We start from the raw sequence: 20,967 nt of genomic DNA on the forward strand, positions 1-20,967 counted from the left end.
TGCAGTTTTTATTTAAAGATTTTTAACAGAATATAGAATTAAATCGAAAAATCAAACAATTGTTTAATTTTGGAATGGTTTTTGGAATTAAGGTAGTAGCAATTAAAAAAATTATAAAGATGAAATTTTCTAAAACTTTAATTACAGGATTGGTATTAATGGCTGGGGTAAATGCTTTCGCGCAAAAGAAAGCAGAAAAGTTTGAAAAACTACAGATTGAAATGTTCCCAAAAGCAAAAGAAGGATATAAGCAGGTATATATTCAGCTTCCTGTGGCAAAAAACGAAAACGATTTAAAAGTTGAAGTTTTTGTAGGAGCTGAAAAAATGCTGGACTGTAACAATTATTTCCTGATGGGAGAAATGAAAACCCAGGATCTTCAGGGATGGGGATACAACTATTATGAAGTAGAATCTAATGGCGAAACAGGGGGAACCCTGATGGCTTGTCTGGATAAAAAGCTGACTAAAAAGTTTGTGACTTTAAAGCCTGAAATTGTAAGATACAACAGTAAACTTCCATTGGTATTCTATGTACCGAAAGATATCGAAGTTCGTTACAGAATTTTACGTCCGGATGCTGCCATGAAAAAAGCAGTTCAAAAATAAATCAGCTTATTATAACTATACAGAAAACTCCTCACAGCGATGTGGGGAGTTTTCGTTTTTATTTACAGGATAAGATAATTCATTATGGTCTTCGCTGAGTGAAATTGAAGATTCAGCGCAACCAAACGCCCTTGGGCAGGAATAAAAGTTATCCATAATCCTTTTGCGAATATTGCGTTGCAGTATAAGTTTCGGCTAAAGCCATTGGAAATTTTGTTTTTATTAAACGGGCTAAAGCCCGTTCCTACTGAATATTATTTTTCACAGATTTTATATATTAAGTAATTTATTATACAAGCCTATCCACCCAGTTTGTCATTCCGAAGGAATCCAAATTCCGAATAATTTTTTCCAGAGAATGTTCTTTTCTTCCTTTGTTTCCTGAAAAAAGTGTCGTAAAAAATAATACTGAAAAAGTAGAGTTAAAATTTTTTTCCGATTTTTTAGTATTTAATTAACATTTAAACGACTCCGACAAAACTTTATTTTATAAGGTTTTAAACTTAAACATATTTTAAACTTACTTTAAATTCACCATATTGTAGAATTATCTTTAAGGATTTTACCTTTTTTTGCATTATATTTGTTGTAAACATAAACCATGAAAAACAATTTATTGATTTTTACGTTTAGTTTTTTTGCTTTCCCCGCTTTTGGCTGGGCTCAGTCTGCGCCGGATTTTAAAGAACTTCTGGATAGTGCTATGGTTCGGGACTCGAACCTTAAAATGCAGATTACCCAAAACAAGCTTACCGATCTGGATGAACATAAATTGAAAGACATCTTTCTTCCAACCCTGGAACTTAGTGGCCAGGCCGGTTATCTCAACGGAACAGCAAGACTTACGTCACCGGAATTCAATCTCGCTCCCTTTATCAATATTCCGGAAGGGACTTTCAACAATAATTTCAATGTATCAGGATTTTCAGGTATTGCTAAGGCAGACGCCAAAATGCTTCTGTATTCAGGAGGAAAGGTTAAATACATGAAAAAAGCGGTGGAAGAAAAGAAAAAGTCTGAAGATATCCTTCTGGAGAAAACAAAAGATGAAGTGATTGCCACTATTTCTAAGGCATATGACCAGCTGGCTTTGATTCATCAGTCTAAAAAAGTACTGGATGAAAGTAAAAAAAGACTTGATATCAACAGGAAAACAGCTGATAAAGCTCTGGGCTATGGATTGATTACCCCTTATGATCATAAGAAAATTGAACTGGCTCAGGCTACTTTGAATGCTAAAATGGTAGAATATGAAGGCAAGAAAGAATTGCTTCTTACCCAGCTTTACGTTTTAACCGGAATTAACAAGGAAAGGCTCAGAATGATTGATCCTGTTTTGTCTCCTGTAGAATTGCTGACTGCAGAAAAAGGAATAGAGCAGAGAGCAGAAATCCGTGCTTTGGAACATGGCATCAGTGCTGCAGATTATAAGATAAAAGCCGAAAGAACATGGATGATTCCTAAAGTCCAGCTGATGGCTTCTGCTTATTATATCGGTTTGTACGGAAACAGAATAAAATCCTCAGAAAATGTGATTCCTGCAGTTCCGTTGCTTGGATATGAAGGAAAAAAACTGGACTGGAGACCCAATAATATCAATGTATTTCCATTGATTACGGCAGGAGTGGGCTTTAAATGGGAGATTTTTGACGGTAAAGAAGGAAAACACGCAGAAGAAACTGCCAAAGTTGGTAAAGAAGTATTGCAGAACCAGAAAGAAGACGCTCTGAAAAAACTGACATTGAATCTGGCCAATAACCAAACCAATTATGATATTGCTTCCGCACAGATTACCCTGAAAGCGAAAGAAAAAGAGCTTGCAAAAAATGCGCTGGTACAGGCAGAAAAAGAATTCAGATACGGAATGAGCAAATCTTCCCAGCTGATTGATGCCGAAAATGACCTTGAAGCTGCTGAACTGGAATATCAGAATGCCGTTTTCAACCAGAGAAGAGCGGGAATAGAACTGATGAGGTCTACCCAGGAGCTGGATATCACCAAATTTTATTTAATCCCTTAAAAATTTAAATGATGCATAAAAATATATCTATACTCTTCGCTGCCCTGTTTTTATTGGGGAGCTGTGACAAAAAGAATGAAAAGATCAAAGAACCGGAAGGGAAAACCAAAAAGGATGTCATCTCCTTTGCACCTAAAGTTACCGGAAGGATTCTTAAAATATATGTTTCCGAAGGTCAGACTGTGAAAAAAGGAGATACCCTGGCTCAGCTTGATGTACCGGAAGTTTCTGCAAAAATTGCACAGGCACAAGGAGCAGTAAGTGCGGCTACGGCTCAGGAGCAAATGGCAAAAAACGGAGCCACAGCAGATCAGCTGAAACAGCTTCAGGCCAAATATAAAGGCCTGAAAGAGCAATATGAATTTGCACAGAAATCTTATAAAAGAGCCAACAATATGTTCCGTGACAGCCTGATGTCCCCACAGGCTCATGACGAAATCTATGCGAAATTACAGGGAGCAAAAGCTCAGTATGATGCTGTAGTGGCAGAACTGGATGATGTAAAAAGAGGAACCCGTTTTGAAAAAGTGGAAATGGCGGCAGGGCAGGCTTCCCAGGCCAAAGGAGCGTTGCAGGAAGCCAATGTAGCGTACTCAGAAAGATATATCCTTGCGACCAATGATATGGAAATAGAAACCATCAGCTTGAATACCGGAGAGCTTGCAACGGCAGGCTTCGCTCTGTTCAATGGATATATTCCGGAAAGTACTTATTTCAGATTTACCATCCCGGAAAGTGCCATTTCAAAATATAAAAAAGGGCAGGAGGTAACGATGCAGGTGGTTTATAACAAAGAAAATCTTACCGGAAATATTGTATATATCAAGCAGCTGACAAAATATGCGGATATTACCACTGCTTATCCCGATTACCAACTGCAGGATGCGATCTATGAGATCAAAGTAAAACCCAGGGACATGAATAAGGCTAAAAATATTTTGGTCAATGCCAATGTAATCCTTCAATAAAATGAAACAGATTGGATAGAGCTTCAGCGAAATTCCATTACGTTTTCAACCTATAAAAATATACAAATGAAAGAATTTTTCCGTCTTTTAAAACGTGAGTTCAAACTTTTTATCAGCAATTCTACCTTAAGAACTGTGTTCTTTTTGGCACCGGTTTTCTATGCAACTTTGCTGGGGTTTGTTTACAAAAGCGGAAAAGTTGAAAATACTCCTGTATTGGTTGTCGACAGAGATAATACCCCTCTGTCCAATCAATTGACAGAAATGCTCGAAGACAATAAAAGCATTAAGGTTTTCAGATACCTGCAGGAGCCTCTCAGTATCAAAGATGAGGTGATCAGGCATGAGGCTGCAGCTGTAGTCATCATTCCTTCCAGGTTTGAAGGAGATATGCTGCAGAAAAAGTATCCTGAACTCAATGTTTACATCAATACCGGAAATGTTTTGACGGCCAATTTTGCATCCAAGGCTCTTCAGCTGACCATAGGAACATTCTCTGCAGGAGCTTCCATCAAAGCGCTTCAGAAAGCAGGAATGCCTGCCGCAAAGGCTGCTACCCAGTATGAACCTTTCAAAGCCAATTATATTACGCTCTTCAATACTACAGGAAACTACCTTATCTTTATGTGGCCGGCGATGCTTGCAGTAGTTTTACAGCAGGTAATTCTGTTGGCTATGGCTGTAAGTTTTGCTGCTGAATTTGAAAGGGGATCGTTTGTAAAAGAATATCTGAAAATGAAAAGATGGGCCTTCCCAACCATGCTGATTAAAGTGATACCAATCTGGATATTTTCTATTCTCATTGTAGGTATTTATTACTTTATGCATATGATCTTCAGGGTTCCGATGCCTGAAGGAATTCTTAATTTCATCCTTTTGACAGCAGTTTTTGTAGGATCGGCTTCATTCCTGGGGGTGTTTATCAGTATTCTGATTCCTGATGCATTGAAGGCGACACAGATTCTTATGGTTATTGCTTCGCCGGCATTTATTATCAGTGGTTTTACATGGCCTTTGAATGCGATGCCTGCCTTTGTCCAGTTTATCGCCAATATTATTCCGTTAACTCCCTTTTTACAGGCTTTTAAAATTCTATTGATTCAGAAAGGATCGGTAGAGCTTACATTCCCGTATCTGAAACATTTAAGTATTCTTTTGGTCGTATATGCCATCATAGGCTGGATTGCTTTAAAAATTAAGCTTTGGTTTATATTCAAAAAAGCAGCACCACAGGAAATTACTGTAAAGGATATTTCTCAGGAGGATAGCAAGTAGTTTATGGTTGGCTTAGTTGCCGGTTAATTTGTTGCTGGTAGCATCAACCCGTAAACCCGACCATCGAATCCCGCACTCTACACACATCAATTTCTCCTTTTTTAAACTGACTATAAAATCAAACAAAAAAACTGATATATTTGTTGGTAGTAAAATAGAAATTATATGGAAAATGTATTTGATGCAAAAGATGCTCAAAACTATATTGACAGAATAAACAAATTGGTGGAAGACACCCATGGTTTGTGGGGCAAAATGACCGTTGATCAGATGCTTGCACACTGCTGTATAGCATATGAAATGGTATATGAGCCGGAAAAACACAGAAAACCAGGAGCTATCGCTAAATTTATATTGAAAACATTTGTGAAACCTAAAGTGGTAGGAGAAAAGGCATATCCGAGAGATTCTCCTACAGCACCGCAGTTTTTGATTACCACAAGAAAAAATTTTCATGAAGAAAAAACAAGACTGATCGGTTTTATTCAGAAGACACAGCAATTGGGAGCTGACGCTTTCGATGGTAAAGAATCTTTCTCTTTTGGGAAATTAAATGCTCAGGAATGGAATAATATGTTTGCGAAACATCTGAACCATCACCTGGCGCAATTTGGCGTATAAACAACACTGTATGAAAAAACTTTTATTACTTTTCATTCTGGCTGCTAATTTTGTATTGGGTCAGATGCCGGATATTTCCAATACATGGCTTAATAATAGTAAACCTTATATTGGCACGATCGGAAACAAAGGACAGGAACTGAAGCTGAAGATCAATATTGCTGAACAGAATAAAAAAAATGATCAGGAATATTTTGTTTCAGGATATTCACTTGTAGATACCAGTTATGCAAAATTTGAAGGTAAAATGACCATTTCAAAATATAAAGATTCCAGGAATCAGGGAACGGTATATGGAGAATATGAGCTTGCAGAAGAGAATAAAGGAAAACATTCCGGGCTTTTCAAAGGGAAATTTACCTATAATTTCAAGTGGAATAAAAAAACAGAGAAAATTGAAGGACAGTATATTGAACTGACAGGAGACTGGAAAAGTTATGACGGAACCCTAGAGTTTAAAACCCATCTGAAAAATCAGTAATTAAAAATTCCATTTCATATCCGTAACCTTCCTGCAGCAGCTAAACTAAACCCGAAATTCCGAACCCGGTCCAATATCAACCTTAAAACCCCAGCAACATATGAAACTAGGAGCTTTTTCAATCAGCTTAAGTGTAAAAGACCTTCAGAAATCTAAAGATTTTTATGAGAAACTCGGATTTACAACTATGGCAGGAACTACAGAACAAAATTACCTGATTATGAAAAACGGTTCTACTTTAATAGGACTTTTCCAAGCCATGTTTGACGGAAATATGCTTACTTTTAACCCCGGATGGGATGAAAATGCCCAAAATCTTGAATCTTTTGATGATGTACGCGAAATCCAGAAAAGGTTGAAAGAAAGTGGTGTAGAAATCGGAAGAGAGGCAGATGAAACAACTTCCGGCCCTGAACATATCTACCTGAAAGATCCGGATGGGAATATGATTTTAATAGATCAGCACAGATAAACATCGAGCTCATCATAAACAGAACTTAAAACAAACTTAACTTATAAAAAACAATCATGGCAACAGTAAACGTTTATTTAACATTTAACGGGAATTGCAGAGAAGCATTTGATTTCTACAAATCAGTTTTCGGGGGAGAGTATCCTTATATCGGAACTTTTGGGGAGATGCCACCTATGGAAGGCAAGGAAACTCCGGAAGAAGATAAAAACAAGATTATGCATGTTTCACTTCCGATCTCTAAAGAAACAATTTTGATGGGAAGTGATACAGGAGGAGAGTGGTCTTCCAACTTTAAGGCAGGAAATAACTTCTCTATTTCTGTGAATGCTGAATCTAAAGAAGAAGCAGACAAATTATTCGGCGGTCTTTCTGATGGAGGACAGGTAACAATGCCAATGGCTGATACATTCTGGGGAGCTTATTTTGGTATGTTTACCGATAAGTTTGGGATCAACTGGATGGTAAACTATGATGATCCTGCTAAAATGCAGCAGCATCCGTAATTCATATTTGTATGTAAAATATTGAAAAAACCGACAGAAACCTGTCGGTTTTTTTATTTACTGGAAACAGCTTAAAAATAACTTTTTAGTTCTTTTTGACGATCTTATAGCTTACTGTTGCTGTTTTGATGAGATAGATTCCTTCAGGCAGTCCGGTAATGTCAAACGCATTTTTATCGTTTGTTGCTTCTGCAGATTTTACAAGCTTTCCGGACTGGTCATATAAATAGATTGTATCATTTTTTTTCAGATGATCAATATGGAATACACCCGAAGTTGGATTAGGATAAATATTCTCTTTTTCTTTAATGGTGCTTTCTGAAGTTCCCAATGTTGAAATTTTTGTCCACGTAAATGCATCCAGGCACATATAGACATAGGATCCGGTGGATTGCAGCTGGATCTCATCAATGACAGTATTGCTGTTATTCTGATTATTCAGAGTGGCAAGATCAATCAGGGTAAACCCATTACTGATGCCTGTCGTTCCCGTAGTGGCATTAAATGTTGTATTAAAGCCGGATGTTTTGGTGGTGGTAAACTTGGTCACTCCTCCTAATTTTCCTGTGATGATAAGCGTTCCTGATGAAGTAGACTGGTTTAAAGCAGTATTGCTTAAAAATACCCAAAATTTTGAGACTGTCAATGAAGAACTGCTCTTAAGACTGAATGAAGGAGAACTGATATTTGTAGTTCCGGTATTGTCAATGTAGACATTGTCATTGGCTGTTCCGTTCCATCCGGTGTTTGGATAATTGCCCTGAATTCTGAAAGTTCCGGCCTGTGAAACAATATTAAAAGTATATCCATTACTGATAAAACTGGTGCTGCCACCAGATGCATTTTCAAAAGTTACAGTGGTTGTCTGTGCATTAATTAATGCAATCGTGCTTAAGAAAACGAAGATGGCAAAAGAGATAATTTTTTTCATGATATAGATTTTTAGTGGTTGAAGCAAGATGAAAGGCCTCCAGTACTGTTTACATTCTCATTGTATTTTCCTGTAAAGCATACCACAAAGTAACGGTGAAACATAAAACCATTACAGCGTATTAAATGCCAAATTGAAAAATGCGTAGAAATACGCAATTTTGTTGATTGTTATTATTATAATTTTGGAAAATGAATATTATGTTAATGAAAATGAATTTATTTCACAGTATGGTTAGTTTTTTTTCATAACTTGTAGTGTACAGTTACAGTAACTTTATTTTGAACCTATTATATAATTTAAAACGAGAAAAACTATGGAATTACCTAAGCATGCAGTATCATTGGATGATGCTAAAACATGGATCAGCAACTGGCAGAATAGAAATGACATTAACGGAATGTCAATAAGAGCTCATATTATTCCTGTACAAGATGTAAATGATATTTTCAACAAGGATAAAGGCTTTGAACAATATCGCGGATATAACGCCATTACAGATCAGGGAGAGTTTAAATTTCTAATGGTCGGAGTAGATTCTAACGGGAATGATATTGTCAATTATGAGGACGGGTTTTATGTATATGATATGACAACGCCTTGCCCTAGTGTATGTTCCACTGAGAAATGGTGGAATCTGTAACCTGAAAACTAAAGGTCATTGGATCATTGGATTGAAATATTGTCATTAATTGGAAAAGGCATCCTGCTGATTAATCTGGCAGTATACTGTATAGGTTTCTCCAAAACCGGAAAAGCCTATACATTTTTCATCAGCTACCTGGCATGGATATTAATTTGTGAAATCGTATTTTATGTATTGAATTCTCAGAAGATTAATAATCTGTTTTTCTCCCATTATTATCTGATAGGTCAGTTTGTGTTACTGGGATTATTCTTTCATGAAATTTTATCTGAAAAATACCAGAAAAAAACTGCACTTATTCTTTTAATGAGCATTCCTGTTATTCTCTTTATACAGTATATGATATATCCGGAAAAATATTATGTTTTCAATCTGTTTGAAATTTTTGTCACTTCTTACTCAATTATCATTCTGGCATTATTTCATTTATATAACATATTGGATACTGAAAAGAAATACAATTATATAAGCCTGGGGCTTCTACTGTATCTCATAAGCAGCACGGTTATATTTTTGTCTGGAAATCTTTATACGGTGATGAACAGGAAGCTGCATAAAGAGATATGGGTTTTCAATGTTGTTATGTTTATTGTGTACCAGATTTTTATTCTGGCAGAATATCTTTCTTCCCGTAGAAAAAATGTGTAATTACTGTTATGATTTTACAAAATGAATGAGAATACAATTATTTCCACTATCGTTTATACCTTCCTGGCCTTCACTTTACTGGCCATTACCCTGATCATATTTTATTATTTTTCCAATAAGAAAATAACGAAAAATCTTATTCAGAAAAAAGAACTGGAGGTCAGATACGAGAAAGACCTTACTCATGCTATTATAAGTGCTCAGGAAAAAGAGAGACTGAGAATTGCTCAGGACCTGCATGATGATATCAGTTCAAAACTAAGCGTGGTAGCTTTGAATATCCATCTTCTGGATTTTGATAACCTGGCCAGAGAAGAATATAATGACCTGAAAAATAAAATAATACATCTGGTTAACAAAACAGCTGAAAGCGCCAGGCAGATCTCTCACGATCTGCTGCCTCCGATTTTAGAAAAATTCGGGCTGCATGCTGCGATAGATGCATTGTGTTCGGAAATTAACCTGTCCAAAAAACTGCAGGTTACTTATTCAAACAGTTTATATTTTGCTAAAGCAGAAGATGAAAAGAATTTACATATCTTTAGAATACTTCAGGAGCTTATTAATAACTCCATAAAACATGGTGAAAGTACGCATATTGATATAGAGTTTCTGGGAAAAAACGGGAAAAATACCTGTATTTATAAAGATGATGGAAAAGGATTTAATCTTGATGAAAATACTTTGAAAGGAGGACTCGGCTTACGAAATATCAGAAGCCGGGTTGAACTGATCAATGGAACACTGAAAATTGAAAGTGAAAACAATAAAGGGACTACTGTAGAATTTACATTTTAAATAGTTATAAGATGGAAAAGAATACCATTCGTGTAATAACTGTAGACGATGAAGCGCTGTTTCGCCAGGGAATTTCATTGCTTATACAGAGAGAGAATGATATTGAACTGGTAAGCGATTTCAGTAATGGAAAAGAGCTGCTTGATGAACTCATCAACTTACAGGAACTGCCGGATATTATCCTGATGGACCTCAATATGCCGGAAATTAACGGAGTAGAAGCTACCAAACAGATCCATATCAGATATCCTCAGATCAAAATTATTGCATTGACCAGCTATAATACAAAAGCATTTATTGTTAATATGATACAGTCGGGAGCCTGTTCCTTTCTTAAAAAAAACTCAAGCCCCACTGAGTTGCTTACCGCAATCCGGGAAGTCTATAGTAAAGGTTTCTTTTATAATAATGAAGTAATGGAAGCATTACATCAAAATCTTACAGAACCTAAAAAGAAGATCTCCAGTATTTTTGATGCCAATCATATTTCCAAAAGAGAAAAAGAAGTGCTGGAATTAATCTGTAAACAATACAACACTGCTGAGATTGCAGATCTGCTTTTTATAAGCTCCAGAACCGTCGAAGGACACCGAAACAGTCTTCTCCTGAAAACCGGAGCCAAAAATACGGCAGGTTTAGTGGTATATGCTATAGAAAGTAAAATTGCAGATATGAACTATTTAAAAGACCGCTTCGAGTAAATTCACAACGTAATTTCCGTTAAAAAACATAACATCCTAAATATTTTCTGATTAAATTAGTTTTTGATTTTTAGTCATTTTAAAATCTTAAATAACAACAATCAGAAAGTACAAAAGGATGAATTTTACTATAGAAAATATTGAAGCAGCTCACCAAAAAGTAAAAACCGGAGCCGATTTTCCTCAATACATCCAGACAATAAAAGCAATGGGTGTCTCTCATTATAAAGTCTATGTCCCGGACGGAAATACCGAATATTTTAGTAATGAAAACCGATCTGTCCAGACTGGAAGTAAATATGATATACTTAAAGTTTCTGATATTGTAAGTCTTGAAAATTTTAAACTGAGACTGAAACTTCATCAACAGGGTGAAACAGATTATATGACTTTCTGTAATGACTGTGCAGGCAACGGAATCAAAGGCTGGACAATGGACCTTACTGCTATGACCTGTACTTATTTTGACCGGAATGAAACCGATATACTGACAGAGCATATTCCAGGCTAATTTTCGTTAAATTACATATAACAAAGTCATGTAAAGTCAGGCTTATTAAATATTGTTTGTTATTATTGATTTAAATTATTAATTTTGTTAAAAACGATAGATAATAGTAATTGATAAGCATGGGAAAGGTTTTTACGAAGCTGGCATTCACGGTATTAAGTTTGGGGTCTATATTGACATTTGCTCAAAAAAATGATTTGGGAGCATGGTATATGTATTTCGGAAATAATAAAATCAGCAAGAAGCTGAACTGGCACAATGAGATTCAGTACCGTAATTTCGATGCGGTAGGAGATCTGGAGCAGCTGCTGATCCGTACAGGAATTGGGTATGACCTTACAGAAAATAATAACAATGTTTTATTGGGATACGGCTTCATTCTAAGTCAGCCTTACGTAAACGGAGAAAAAAAAGAGAATATTGAACACAGAATTTTCCAGCAGTATATTACCAAACAGAAATTCGGACGTTTCAATCTTCAGCACCGTTACCGTTTGGAAGAGCGTTTTCTGGAGGATGATTTCAGGATGAGGTTCCGTTATATGCTGGGGGTGAATATTGCCATTACTCAAAAAGAGATGCTTCCTAAAACCCTCTATGCATCAGTATATAACGAAATTTTCCTGCATTTCAACAGTCCGGTTTTTGACAGAAACAGAGTTTATGGAGCATTAGGATATGTCATCAACAAAAATATGAGGATTGAAGCCGGCTATATGAACCAGATTCAGGAAAACAGAAACCGCGGACAGATTCAGATTGGTTTTTATAACAATATCCCGTTTACTAAAAACTGATGATTACTGCTGAATGCTCTGACGAAAAAAACATTATCTGAAAAAAGATAGAATTATAAACATTATAAAATAAACACATATGCATTCAGGAAAAAGATTCGGAGCCCGGGAGTTCATTGTCTGGACCAGACGGAGTATTTATGCTCTGATTATATTATCAGCGATTCCTACAGTCCTTTATTTTCTGGGCTGGAAATTTCTCTCCGTTCCATGGCAGCCAATTGCGATCATGGGAACAGCAGTTGCCTTTATTGTTGGATTTAAAAATAATGCCAGCTACAGCAGACTTTGGGAAGCCAGACAGATTTATGGCGCAATTATTAATGACAGCCGTAGTTTTGGTTATATTCTGAGAGATGCTATGTATTCAAAAAATCCGGACAAAGTAAAAGAAATGTTTCTTCGTCATTATGCATGGCTTACAGCATTGAGATTTCAGCTCCGCGAGCCCCGGGCATGGGAAAATATGGGAACTTCCCAATTTGATGAGTATGCTAAAAAATATGATATTCCCGAGAGGATTTTCAGGCTGGATGAAGAATTGAAAAAATATCTTTCCGAGCCTGAGCTTCAGTATATTTTAAGTAAAAAGAACAGAGCTACACAGCTGATGGCCGGGCAGAGCAAGGCTCTGTCAGAAGCATATGAAAAAGCCGAAATCAATGATTTCCAATGGACACAGCTCAATCAGCAGCTGGTAAAGTTTACAGATGATCAGGGAAAAGCTGAAAGAATTAAGAACTTTCCTTATCCCAGGAATTTCTCCTCAATCACAACTTATCTTTTGCTTTTATTCATTGTTTTTGTGCCTTTTGGATTACTGAAAGAGTTTGATAAATTAGGAGAAGGAACTATGGTGGAAGGATGGACATTATGGTTTAATATTCCATTTTCTTTGCTGGTAACATGGTGTTTCCATACCTTAGACAGTGTAGGTGAGGCTTCGGTTAATCCTTTTGAAGGAAGCCCCAATGATGTTCCTATCACCCAGATCAGCCGCACCATTGAAATCGATATGAGAGATATGCTGGATGAATCTGATCTCCCATCAGCGATCACACCCAAAAATAATATTGTGCTTTAATGTTTTTTCGGTTGTAAAGAAAAAGTCTAAACTTTGGATGAAATTAAACCTTATAGGTTTGGGAAATCATAATACACAATATCTGATATCTCAGAATAAAAAATAATACTTAACTTAAAAAAACTAACTCAAAATGATTCACAGCTATGTTATAATATCCATTGCAGTACTGCTTTCTGTGATGATATTGGTAATGATTGGGCAGAAATTAAAAGTCGCTTACCCGATTTTTCTTGTGATTGCAGGATTGCTGATAAGCTTTATACCGGGAATGCCACGTATTGAAATAGAACCTGATCTTGTTTTCCTGATCTTCCTTCCGCCTATTTTGTTTGAAGCCGCCTGGTTTACTTCATGGCAGGACTTTCATAAATGGAGAAAACAGATTTTTTCGATGGCTTTCGGGCTTGTATTTTTAACTTCAATAGTGGTAGCGTACCTTTCATCTTCCATTATTCCCGGGCTTACTGTAGCCATGGGATTTCTGTTGGGCGGAGTAAATTCACCACCGGATGCGGTAGCAGCAACTTCCGTTTTGAAACATATGAAAATCCCCAAAAAAATAACCAATATTCTGGAAGGGGAAAGCCTTATCAATGATGCATCCAGTTTAATTGTATTTAAATTTGCTCTGGCAGCCGTTATTTCAGGACAGTTTATCTGGAGGGATGCTGTTCAGGATTTCTTTACGATGGCGATTGGGGGAATTGCTGTAGGAGTGGCGGTAGGGTTCCTGTTTGGGGCTTTATTAAAGGTTATTCCTACCAATTCCAATATAGATACCATTATCACGCTTATTGTACCTTACATTATGTATGTAGGGGCAGAGCATTTTCATTTTTCAGGCGTATTATCAGTGGTAGCAGGAGGATTATTGATGTCCTATAACTCACACTGCTATTTAAGCCATACTTCAAGGATCCAGTCCGGGAATGTATGGAGTGTATTGATATTCCTTATGAATACCATTATCTTCATTCTCATTGGCCTTGAACTTCCTATTGTAGTGGAAGGAATGAAAGAATACACCATTTCTGAAGGTATCTTCTACAGTATAGTCATTGGCGGAGCGATTATCGGAACAAGAATTCTGTACAGCTATGCATTGATGTATTTCCCAAGAGTCTGCTCCAGGGAATTGAGGTTGAAAGTTCCTAAACCGGACTGGCGGGAACCTTTCATCATCAGTTTTGCTGCAATGAGGGGAGTGGTTTCACTGGCTGCTGCGCTGTCAATTCCTGCTTTTCTGCCAAACGGAGAGGCATTTCCTCATAGAAATATTATTTTATTTGTAACTTTCGTTATTATTTTGATTACTCTGGTAGGACAAGGATTATTGCTAAGTCCGATTTTGAAGTTATTGAATATCCAGGATGCCGGAAGTGAACTGCCGGAAGAAAAGCAGGAAGTAATTTTGATGCGTAAACTGAAAGAAACAGCACTGCATAAACTGGATAATGATTTTTCTGAATTGGCTGTAACCAACAGCCTGGTGCGTCATCAGAAACACAAATTGGAAAACGAGATGATGCTGATGGCAGACAAAGCCCAATGTATGGCTTCTACAGGAGATTATGTGTCAGCAATCAATGAAAATAAAGATGTCTTACGACAGATTATTCAGGCACAGAGAAATGAGCTGCACCGAATGAAAAGAGAAAAGATATTTGATGATCACGTGATGAGAAGCATTGAAATGCAGCTGGATTTTGATGAAGCGAAGATCACTGGTTTTTCACATGGGTAATAAAAAATAAACCATAAAAGTCACAAAAGGATAAAAGTTAAAATGAACTTGCAGCAATAAAAAGTTCACAAAATGAAAACTTTGAAATTTTAAAGACTTAAGTGTACTTCTCCGGAGTAGAAATTTAAGCTTTAAATAGTTTGGAGATATAACTTTTGTGACTTTGATGGTTAAATAGTAAGAACAAAATGTGTACATTTAGACCTATTAAACCCATAATATGAGCACGCCAATCACTGTTCAGTACAAAATAAATGCTTCAGTTGAAAAAGTCTGGAAAGCATTAACCGATAAATATGAAATGAAATCCTGGTATTTTGATATCCAGGATTTTGATTTAAAATCAGGAAAGGTATTTAACTTCTACGAACCCGGAGGAGCCAACCAATATCATCATCAGGGTGAAATTATAGAAGTAATACCCCATCATAAATTAAAACATTCCTGGTCTTATCCTGATTTTTCAGATCAGAAAACAATCGTAACCTGGGAATTGCAATCCGAAGACGGACAAACTTTAGTAAGGCTGACCCATGATAATATTGAAAATTTCAAAGAATTAGGAGAAGGCTTTTCAAGAGAAAATTTTACAAAAGGCTGGAATACCATTTTGGGGCAGAGCTTAAAAGAGAATATAGAAAATAAACGATGATTGCATTACAGCCTTTTACAATACAGGATGCTCCGCAGCTGATTTCAAAGATACAGGATGAGCGCATGCTTCTTCAGTTTGCAGGTCCCGCATATCGCTATCCGCTCACAGAAGAACAGCTGGAAACCGATTTGTCTGATAAAAACAGAACTTTGTTTAAAATAACAGATCAGACTGGAGAGGCAATCGGGCATGCTCAGATATTTTTGAAAGAGAATACTTTTCTGCTGGGAAGAATTCTGATCTGGGATAAGAACAACAGAGGTAAGGGTTATGGTAAAAAAGTAATGCAGGAACTTCTGGAATATGGTTTCAGTCACTTTGATAGAGAAACTGCAGAGCTGAATGTCTACGACTGGAATACCAGTGCCATCGAATGTTACCGGAAAGTAGGTTTTGCTTTTGATCCTGATGTTAAGAGCGAAGCAAAGATTGATCAGGAAACATGGGTTTCATTGAATATGAAAATCCATAGAAACATTTTTGAATTACAGGAATCATGACACAGTTTACCGCACTTCGTCCTATATTCTGGACGGAAAACCTTGATGAAACCATTGGCTTTTATATGCAAGTTCTGGAATTTACCCTTATGGGTAGAAATGATGACTGGCAGTGGGCTTCCCTTCGAAAAGATGAAATTTATATTATGCTGTCTCAGCCCAATGAGCATGAAAATAATACTTCAATCGGATTTTCCGGTTCATTCTATTTCAATGTAAATAAAGTAGATGACCTTTGGGAGGATCTTAAAACAAAAGCCAAAGTTTGCTATGAAATTGAAACTTTTGAATGGGGAATGAGAGAATTTGCCATCTATGATAACAACGGATACCTGTTACAATTTGGTGAACCCGTAGATAATATTGGCAATACGGAATAAAATTTGCTATTTTTGGAGAAATATTTAGAAATTCAATGAAAAAAAATATAATAGCAGGTTTCGCAGCGATTTTATTACTGGCATCTTGTAATAAGGATAAAGAAATTCTTAATACATTAAGTACTTATAATACATCAATGGAGGCGAAAGGGTATCATTTTGGAGATAAGCTTGAGCTTCCGAAAGAGGTAACAGAAAATGCAGAAAGTGTAACCATCAGCTTTGGAGATAAAGAAACAACGAACTTAACTATTGATCCGAAATTTTTCACTTTAGGTGATAACGCTGTTACATTCAATATCAAAACAAAAGGTGGGGAAGTCCTGAACCAGGATGCTACCATCAATGTATTTGCAAAAAATCCTGAAAAAAGCATTCCTTATCAGATTGTGGCAGAATACCCTCATGATCCTAAAAACTTTGTGCAGGGATTCCAGATCGAGGGAAATACTATTTATGAAAGTGACGGACAGAACGGATCTTCCCAGATTTTAAAATACACGTTAGGAACAACCACACCGCTTGCTTCGACCAAACAGGCTCAGGAAGATTTTTCTGAAGGAAGTACCATCGTAGGAGATAAAGTATATCAGCTGACATGGCAGAGCAAAAAAGGATACGTCTATGATAAAAATTCTTTAAAACTGCTTTCAGAATTCGCTTATCCCAATGTATTAGGTGAAGGCTGGGGATTGACATATGACGGGAAAAATCTGATTGCTTCCGATGGAAGTAAACTTTTATATTTCCTTGATGTAAATGATCCTTCAAAACTGGTTAAATATATCGCAGTGGCCGGAAGTTCTCAGGCATACGACCAATTGAACGAACTGGAGTATCACAACGGATTTATTTATGCTAATGTTTGGCAGAAGCCTATTATTTTAAAGATCAACCCCGCAAACGGAGAAGTGGTGGGAACCTTTGATTTCACCGAAATTGCAAAACAGAATACCAAAGGAAGTGATGATGTTCTGAACGGAATTGCTTTCAAAGGAGATAATATGCTGGTAACCGGTAAAAACTGGTCAAAGATTTATGAGGTTCAAATTAAATAATCTGATTTTATTGGAAAAAGTAAAAGTAGCGTTCCCCAGGGAACGTTACTTTCATTTTAAGGATTAAATTTTAGTAATTTTGGCAAATGATTAAAAACTTCATGAAGCAAAGTATCATGGCTGGTCTGGCAGCAGTATTCTTGTTGACTTCCTGTAATAATAACGAAAAAATGCTAGATTCTCTGGCTGATTATAACAATGCAAGGGAAGCAAAAGGGTATCATTTTGGAGATCAACTTGATCTTCCCAAAGAAGTGACGGAAAATGCAGAAAGCATTACTATAAGCTTCGGGGATAAAGAAACAACAGATTTAACGATAAATCCGAAGTTTTTTACGTTGGGAGATAACGATGTGGTTTTTGTTATCAAAACCAGAAGTGGGGAACTATTAAATCAGGATGCTACCATTAATGTATTTGCAAAGACTCCTGAAAAGAAAATTTCTTATGCAATAGTGGGGGATTATCCTCATGATCCGAATAATTTTATTGAAGGTTTTCTGATTGAAGGAAACACAGTTTATGAAAGTGATGGGATGAAAGGGGCTTCTCAGCTTATAAAATATGCTTTAGGGGCGTCTACTCCAGATATTGTAGCAAAGCAGTCTGCTGAAATTTTCTCTGAAGGCTGCACAATAGTTGGAGATAAAATATATCAATTGACTTACCAGAATAAAATTGGTTTTGTTTATGATAAAAATACTTTAAAGAAAGTATCCGAATTTCCTTTGCCTGATATTATTGCAGAAGGATGGGGGCTGACGTATGACGGAAAAAATCTGATCGCTACAGATGGTTCAAAGAATCTTTATTTTCTGGATGTTAATGATCCGTCAAAAGTCGTAAAAACAGTATCTGTTGCCGGAAATACAGAGATCTATACTCAGCTTAATGAGCTGGAGTATCATAATGGTTTCATCTATTCAAACATCTGGCACAGCCCGGTTATTCTCAAAATCAATCCTGTATCAGGAGAGGTTGCCGGGAAATTTGATTTTACACAACTGACAAAGGAAAATGATCAGGGAAACAGTGAATATGTTTTGAACGGAATTGCTTTCAAAGGAGATAATATGTTTATAACAGGGAAAAACTGGGCAAAGATATATGAAGTAGTTGTCAAATAAACGGAATGTATCACTAGAGTTTTACAAACAAAAATTATTTGTTATTTCGGTTTTGGCAGCCAATAAAGAAAATTCGATTAGATTTAACGGGCTTTTGAATGAAATTATTTTTCAGTAAATTGACCACATTAAAAAGACAGGGTGAAGTTTTTAAACATACTATTTTTTTTCCTTTTCTGTACGGCTTCAGCGCAGAATGTACTTCCTTTGGATACTTTGAAACTGAAGGAAGCAAAAGATATGCTTGCTGATGACTACGGAAGCCTGTATATCTATAAGAACAAGGATTTTAGTTTTACCAAATATGATTCTTTAGGAAAACAGATCGGGAAAATGATGTTTACTGTTCCTTATAAGGTGCAGACGGTACAGAACCCTCTGAATGTGCCATTATTTTCTGAAAATGCCCAGGAAATGAAATTTGTGGACCAGAATATGAATGAGATTCAGAGACTTGATTTTAAGCAGAAATTTGGGTTTATCCGAATGGCTTATGCTGAAGACCTGCAGCAGCTGTGGCTTCTGGATGACAGCACAAAACGTCTGATACAGTACAATTTCAGAAATGACACGACGATCAACTCCTATCCTTTTGATATCAGCTTTGAAGATTTAATGGATATGCTGGTGTATGAAAATAAAGTCTATATTCTAACGAGAAAACATATCAGAATTTACAGTCTGAAATTTGAAAAACTATTTGAAGCTCCCCTGGAAAACGGAAAACGTTTCAGAAGAGAGAATGATATAATCCTGGTTATTGCGGCTAATTCTATTTCACAATACATTCCTGAAAAGGGAATGACAACTGTTTTTGAAGATCCGGATGCACAAATTGTGGATAAAAACATCCTCTCTTATTTTGAAATCAAGGGGAACAAACTCTATCTTTACAGCCTTGAAAAAGTAAAGAAAGCCAAACAGCAGAAACAGCTTGAAGCTCAGCCGGAATCCCAGCAGTCCCCTACAGAAAAAGCGGTAGAGAAAGCAGAGGAGAAAGCCAGTGAAAATCCAGAAGTGAAACCTTCAGACAATACGCTGCAGAAGTTGATCGAAGATATTTCTGAAATTCAGGCTGAAGGGGTAAAGCTTATCAATTAATAGTAAATACAAGGAAAAAGAATATTTATGCATATTGCAGTTACAGGAAACATCGGCGCTGGAAAAACCACTTTGACGACGATGCTTTCCAAGCATTACGGATGGGATGCACAATTTGAAGACGTAGATCATAACCCGTATCTGGAAGATTTCTATTCAGATATGAGCAAATGGAGTTTTGCATTGCAGGTGTATTTCCTGGGAAGCAGATTCCGTCAGGTAAAGGAAATCAGAGAAAGTGGTAAAAATATCATTCAGGATCGTACCATTTATGAAGATGCCCATATCTTTGCAGAAAACTTAAATGATATGAATCTCCTTTCAGACAGAGATTTCAATAACTATTCGTCTGTTTTTGACCTGATGAAATCTTTTGTATCCGCTCCGGATTTATTGATCTATCTCAAATCAGATGTTCCTAATCTGGTCAAAAAAATCTATAAAAGAGGGCGTGAATATGAAGCTTCTATCAGTATTGAATATCTTTCAAAGCTGAACCAGAAATACGAAAAATGGATCTCCAATTATACGGAAGGAAAACTTCTTATCGTTGAGGTAGACGATCTTGATTTTGTTGAAAAACCGGAAGATTTCGGTTTTATCCTGGAAAAAATTGAAGCAGAACTGCACGGATTGTTTTAACATATTTTTATCAGTACGTTAAGAGAGAGTCAGTGTAATTCTTTTTAAATTTGTTTAGACCAAGTTTAATTTTTTGAATCATTATATCATGGTAGTTAAAGTTTTACATAACGGAAACTGTTCAAAATCAAATGCTGTATTGGAGTATCTTGACGAGAACGGGGTGCCTTTTGAGATTATCAATATTATCGAAGATCCGTTAAGTATTATGGAGATCAGAACCGTATTGAAAAAACTGAACCAGAGTGTCTTTCACATTATCCGTAAAACAGATAAACTTTATATTGAAAACTATGCGGATAAAAATTATTCTGAAGACGAATGGATAAAGATTCTTTCTGAAAATCCAGCGCTGATACAAAGGCCGATTCTGGTGAAAGGCTCAGTAGCCATGCTGGGAAGGCCTATTGAAAATGTAAAATTCTTTATTGAAAAATAAAAAATCCGTTCTGCTATGGACTGCCCCCAAAAAGTTAGACACTTTTTAGGGGCATTTTTTTATGTATAGAAAAGAAAAATTTAGCGTTGCTTTCAAGTTAGAATGTATTAATCTTCACAAAAATTCTTATTGTTCAATTAAATCTATAGCAACAGAGAAAGGATTTAATGAAAGCAATCTGCGCAAGTGGATTGGTTTTTATAACAAGTACGGAATCTCGGGACTATACCCTCGAAAAAACATGAGTTATT

The 20,967-nt window shown here is 36.4% G+C and carries 26 protein-coding genes; 25 read left to right on the forward strand and 1 reads right to left on the reverse strand.

The annotated features are described in order from the left end of the window. Window positions 1–119: 119 nt before the first annotated feature. The 8 genes from eco (at window position 120) to CRS_RS21805 (ending at window position 6,951) form a co-directional block, all read left to right on the forward strand. Complete coding sequence (eco, locus tag CRS_RS21770; protein WP_142726052.1) at window positions 120–608, forward strand: serine protease inhibitor ecotin; 489 nt, start codon at window positions 120–122, stop codon at window positions 606–608. 601 nt (window positions 609–1,209) lie between these two features. Further along, window positions 1,210–2,628, forward strand: coding sequence for a TolC family protein (locus tag CRS_RS21775; protein WP_142726053.1), 1,419 nt, complete (start codon window positions 1,210–1,212; stop codon window positions 2,626–2,628). An 11-nt stretch (window positions 2,629–2,639) separates the two neighbouring features. Beyond that, window positions 2,640–3,596, forward strand: coding sequence for an HlyD family secretion protein (locus CRS_RS21780; RefSeq protein WP_142726079.1), 957 nt, complete (start codon window positions 2,640–2,642; stop codon window positions 3,594–3,596). 66 nt (window positions 3,597–3,662) lie between these two features. After that, entirely contained in the window at window positions 3,663–4,871 is a 1,209-nt protein-coding gene (locus CRS_RS21785; protein ID WP_142726054.1) for an ABC transporter permease, read from the forward strand. 165 nt (window positions 4,872–5,036) lie between these two features. Beyond that, window positions 5,037–5,492 (forward strand): DUF1569 domain-containing protein, encoded by a 456-nt coding sequence (locus tag CRS_RS21790; protein WP_142726055.1) that lies wholly within the window; start codon window positions 5,037–5,039, stop codon window positions 5,490–5,492. Between the two features lie 10 nt (window positions 5,493–5,502). Next, window positions 5,503–5,973 (forward strand): hypothetical protein, encoded by a 471-nt coding sequence (locus CRS_RS21795; protein WP_142726056.1) that lies wholly within the window; start codon window positions 5,503–5,505, stop codon window positions 5,971–5,973. Window positions 5,974–6,073: 100 nt separating this feature from the next. Further along, window positions 6,074–6,445: a VOC family protein gene (locus CRS_RS21800; protein WP_142726057.1), complete on the forward strand. Its 372-nt coding sequence runs from the start codon at window positions 6,074–6,076 to the stop codon at window positions 6,443–6,445. Between the two features lie 56 nt (window positions 6,446–6,501). Then, window positions 6,502–6,951, forward strand: a complete 450-nt coding sequence (locus CRS_RS21805; protein WP_142726058.1) for a VOC family protein — start codon at window positions 6,502–6,504, stop codon at window positions 6,949–6,951. An 85-nt stretch (window positions 6,952–7,036) separates the two neighbouring features. On the opposite strand, the gene CRS_RS21810 is transcribed toward CRS_RS21805, so the two are convergent. After that, window positions 7,037–7,882, reverse strand: coding sequence for a T9SS type A sorting domain-containing protein (locus CRS_RS21810; RefSeq protein ID WP_142726059.1), 846 nt, complete (start codon window positions 7,880–7,882; stop codon window positions 7,037–7,039). A gap of 316 nt (window positions 7,883–8,198) precedes the next feature. Here CRS_RS21810 and CRS_RS21815 point away from each other — a divergent pair, with 316 nt between their 5' ends. From CRS_RS21815 to CRS_RS24865, 17 genes are all read left to right on the forward strand, one after another. Then, on the forward strand, window positions 8,199–8,525 hold the full coding sequence (locus CRS_RS21815; RefSeq protein ID WP_142726060.1) for a hypothetical protein: 327 nt from the start codon (window positions 8,199–8,201) through the stop codon (window positions 8,523–8,525). Window positions 8,526–8,543: 18 nt separating this feature from the next. Next, the gene (locus tag CRS_RS21820; RefSeq protein ID WP_142726061.1) at window positions 8,544–9,176 is read left to right on the forward strand and encodes a hypothetical protein; all 633 of its coding nucleotides are present in this window, start codon (window positions 8,544–8,546) and stop codon (window positions 9,174–9,176) included. 21 nt (window positions 9,177–9,197) lie between these two features. Continuing rightward, the gene (locus CRS_RS21825; protein ID WP_142726062.1) at window positions 9,198–9,974 is read left to right on the forward strand and encodes a sensor histidine kinase; all 777 of its coding nucleotides are present in this window, start codon (window positions 9,198–9,200) and stop codon (window positions 9,972–9,974) included. 11 nt (window positions 9,975–9,985) lie between these two features. Next, window positions 9,986–10,675 (forward strand): response regulator transcription factor, encoded by a 690-nt coding sequence (locus CRS_RS21830; RefSeq protein ID WP_142726063.1) that lies wholly within the window; start codon window positions 9,986–9,988, stop codon window positions 10,673–10,675. Between the two features lie 118 nt (window positions 10,676–10,793). Beyond that, window positions 10,794–11,186, forward strand: a complete 393-nt coding sequence (locus CRS_RS21835; protein WP_142726064.1) for a DUF1398 domain-containing protein — start codon at window positions 10,794–10,796, stop codon at window positions 11,184–11,186. Between the two features lie 119 nt (window positions 11,187–11,305). Next, complete coding sequence (locus CRS_RS21840; protein WP_142726065.1) at window positions 11,306–11,983, forward strand: DUF2490 domain-containing protein; 678 nt, start codon at window positions 11,306–11,308, stop codon at window positions 11,981–11,983. A gap of 79 nt (window positions 11,984–12,062) precedes the next feature. Then, the gene (locus tag CRS_RS21845; protein ID WP_142726066.1) at window positions 12,063–13,067 is read left to right on the forward strand and encodes a bestrophin family protein; all 1,005 of its coding nucleotides are present in this window, start codon (window positions 12,063–12,065) and stop codon (window positions 13,065–13,067) included. A gap of 133 nt (window positions 13,068–13,200) precedes the next feature. Then, window positions 13,201–14,814, forward strand: a complete 1,614-nt coding sequence (locus CRS_RS21850) for a Na+/H+ antiporter (protein ID WP_142726067.1) — start codon at window positions 13,201–13,203, stop codon at window positions 14,812–14,814. A 220-nt stretch (window positions 14,815–15,034) separates the two neighbouring features. Beyond that, window positions 15,035–15,466 (forward strand): SRPBCC domain-containing protein, encoded by a 432-nt coding sequence (locus CRS_RS21855; RefSeq protein WP_142726068.1) that lies wholly within the window; start codon window positions 15,035–15,037, stop codon window positions 15,464–15,466. Further along, window positions 15,463–15,969: a GNAT family N-acetyltransferase gene (locus CRS_RS21860; protein ID WP_142726069.1), complete on the forward strand. Its 507-nt coding sequence runs from the start codon at window positions 15,463–15,465 to the stop codon at window positions 15,967–15,969. The genes CRS_RS21855 and CRS_RS21860 overlap by 4 nt, the downstream gene beginning before the upstream one ends. Next, the gene (locus CRS_RS21865; RefSeq protein WP_142726070.1) at window positions 15,966–16,349 is read left to right on the forward strand and encodes a VOC family protein; all 384 of its coding nucleotides are present in this window, start codon (window positions 15,966–15,968) and stop codon (window positions 16,347–16,349) included. The genes CRS_RS21860 and CRS_RS21865 overlap by 4 nt, the downstream gene beginning before the upstream one ends. A gap of 35 nt (window positions 16,350–16,384) precedes the next feature. Then, the gene (locus CRS_RS21870) at window positions 16,385–17,407 is read left to right on the forward strand and encodes a glutaminyl-peptide cyclotransferase (protein WP_142726071.1); all 1,023 of its coding nucleotides are present in this window, start codon (window positions 16,385–16,387) and stop codon (window positions 17,405–17,407) included. Window positions 17,408–17,508: 101 nt separating this feature from the next. Then, the gene (locus tag CRS_RS21875; RefSeq protein WP_142726072.1) at window positions 17,509–18,534 is read left to right on the forward strand and encodes a glutaminyl-peptide cyclotransferase; all 1,026 of its coding nucleotides are present in this window, start codon (window positions 17,509–17,511) and stop codon (window positions 18,532–18,534) included. A 141-nt stretch (window positions 18,535–18,675) separates the two neighbouring features. Continuing rightward, complete coding sequence (locus tag CRS_RS21880) at window positions 18,676–19,635, forward strand: hypothetical protein (RefSeq protein ID WP_142726073.1); 960 nt, start codon at window positions 18,676–18,678, stop codon at window positions 19,633–19,635. A gap of 27 nt (window positions 19,636–19,662) precedes the next feature. After that, on the forward strand, window positions 19,663–20,277 hold the full coding sequence (locus CRS_RS21885; protein ID WP_002977952.1) for a deoxynucleoside kinase: 615 nt from the start codon (window positions 19,663–19,665) through the stop codon (window positions 20,275–20,277). An 88-nt stretch (window positions 20,278–20,365) separates the two neighbouring features. Then, window positions 20,366–20,716, forward strand: a complete 351-nt coding sequence (locus CRS_RS21890; RefSeq protein ID WP_142726074.1) for an ArsC/Spx/MgsR family protein — start codon at window positions 20,366–20,368, stop codon at window positions 20,714–20,716. A 61-nt stretch (window positions 20,717–20,777) separates the two neighbouring features. Then, window positions 20,778–20,967: helix-turn-helix domain-containing protein (locus CRS_RS24865; RefSeq protein ID WP_142726075.1), on the forward strand; the 190-nt coding region annotated here is incomplete at its 3' end.

The sequence above is a fragment of the Chryseobacterium sp. ON_d1 genome, from assembly GCF_006829085.1.
In the GTDB taxonomy this organism is placed as follows: domain Bacteria; phylum Bacteroidota; class Bacteroidia; order Flavobacteriales; family Weeksellaceae; genus Chryseobacterium.